Origin of the sequence: Mesorhizobium sp. M7A.F.Ca.CA.001.10.2.1 (assembly GCF_003998575.1) — a bacterium.
Lineage (GTDB): Bacteria > Pseudomonadota > Alphaproteobacteria > Rhizobiales > Rhizobiaceae > Mesorhizobium.
In genome coordinates this window covers 1-2,053 of the sequence record NZ_RZQY01000864.1, presented here as the reverse complement: position 1 = coordinate 2,053, position 2,053 = coordinate 1, and the positions used below count along the sequence as shown (strand labels likewise).

Here is a 2,053-nt window from a genome sequence, read left to right as displayed (position 1 = left end):
CCCCCACGCCCGCCACAGGATGCACGAAAAGGTTGACGGCGCTGGCCATCTCCTTCGGCATCATCCTGGTCAAGTCCTGGTTCATCTTCTCGATCTGGTCCAAATTGGGCATCAGCGGGTTCGAATACGGCGCCATAGAGTTCTCCTGGTCGTTTCTTCGTTCGCCCCGCCCTTCGCTGCGGACTTTCGCCCGCGTAAACTTTCTTCTATTCCGCCGCCACCATCACAGGCTCGGCCCGGTGCGCATTGCGCGAAAACTCGTCGATGCGCCGCTCCACTTCGCCGCGAAAATGCCGCATCAGGCCCTGGATCGGCCAGGCCGCCGCGTCGCCAAGCGCGCAGATCGTATGGCCTTCGATCTGCTTGGTGACGTCGAGCAGCATATCGATCTCGCGCTTCTGCGCCTCGCCGCGCACCAGCCGTTCCATCACCCGCCACATCCAGCCGGTGCCTTCGCGGCATGGCGTGCACTGGCCGCAGCTCTCGTGCTTGTAGAAGTAGGAAAGCCGCGCGATCGCCTTCACGACATCGGTCGACTTGTCCATGACGATGACAGCCGCGGTTCCAAGGCCGGATTTGAGGTCGCGCAGCGCGTCGAAATCCATCGGCGTGTCGATGATCTGCTCGGCCGGCACCAGCGGCACCGAGGCGCCGCCCGGTATGACCGCCAAAAGATTGTCCCAGCCGCCGCGAATGCCGCCGCAATGCGTCTCGATGAGCTCGCGGAACGGAATCGACATCGCCTCTTCGACCGTGCACGGATTGTTGACGTGGCCGGAGATGCAAAACAGCTTGGTGCCGACATTGTTGGGCCGGCCGAAGGACGAGAACCAGGCCGCTCCTCGGCGCAGGATGGTCGGCGCAACCGCGATCGATTCGACATTGTTGACCGTGGTCGGGCAGCCATAGAGGCCGACATTGGCCGGGAATGGCGGCTTCAGCCGCGGCTGGCCCTTCTTGCCTTCGAGGCTTTCGAGGAGTGCAGTCTCCTCGCCGCAGATATAGGCGCCGGCGCCGTGGTGCATGTAGATGTCGAAATCATAGCCGGAGGTGTTGTTCTTGCCGATCAGCTTGGCCTCATAGGCTTCCTCGATCGCGCGCTGGAGCGCCTCGCGCTCGCGGATGAACTCGCCGCGCACATAGATGTAGGCGGCAATCGCGCCCATGGCGAAGCCGGCAAGCAGCGCGCCCTCGACCAGCGTGTGCGGGTCGTTGCGCAGAATGTCGCGGTCCTTGCAGGTGCCGGGCTCGGATTCGTCGGCGTTGATGACGAGATAGCTCGGCCGGCCATCGCTCTGCTTGGGCATGAACGACCATTTGAGACCGGTCGGGAAGCCGGCGCCGCCGCGGCCGCGCAGGCCCGACGCCTTCATCTCGTTGACGATCCATTCGCGCCCCTTGGCAACGATGCCGGGCGTGTTGTCCCAGGCGCCGCGCGCCATCGCGCCGGCCAGCGACTTGTCGAACAGGCCGTAAATATTGGTGAAGATGCGGTCTTTGTCCTGAAGCATTTTTCGTCCCTCAGACCGGCTTCTTGCCGAAGACGCGGATGTATTCGGCGACGCCACCCTTGGCGAGCGCCTTGGCCTGCTTGACCCAGTCGTCGCGATCGATGCGGCCCTGGAAAGAGAGATAGCCATCCACCCACTCGCGTTCGGCCTTCTTCCACGACGCGACCTGCGCGAAGGTGAAAATGCCGAGCGTATGCAGGATGCCCTCGATCTTGGGGCCGACGCCGGAGATCAGCTTGAGGTCGTCGACCTGTGCCGGTTTATCGATTCCGGCCGGACGGTTTTTGTCCCCGAGCGACGGTTTGGCCGGCTTGGCCGCCGGCACCTTGACCTCCGGCGCCTTGAAGGCGGATGCCGGCTCGGCCTTGGTTATCGGACCGCTGCGCTGCTTGGAAACCTGCTCGACCTTGGAGTCCGCCTTGTTGGCGTTGGCGGCCGAATGCAGCGGCGCGGCAACGCTCGCCGCCTTTTCAACCGCCGGCGCGACCTTGGTTTTTGAAGGCGTCTTCAATGCCGGGCTGGTTTCAGGGGCGTCGGTCTTC

General features: G+C 63.8%; 1 protein-coding gene and 2 pseudogenes. All 3 read right to left on the bottom strand.

Annotation, left to right across the window (positions count from 1 at the left end):
- A pseudogene (locus EN964_RS38910) lies at positions 1-136 on the bottom strand (NADH-ubiquinone dehydrogenase); the annotation flags it as partial.
- Between the two features lie 70 nt (positions 137-206).
- On the bottom strand, positions 207-1,511 hold the full coding sequence (gene nuoF, locus EN964_RS32765) for an NADH-quinone oxidoreductase subunit NuoF (RefSeq protein WP_127268495.1): 1,305 nt from the start codon (positions 1,509-1,511) through the stop codon (positions 207-209).
- A 10-nt stretch (positions 1,512-1,521) separates the two neighbouring features.
- Positions 1,522-2,053 (bottom strand): annotated as a pseudogene (locus EN964_RS32760) (NADH-quinone oxidoreductase subunit E); the annotation flags it as partial.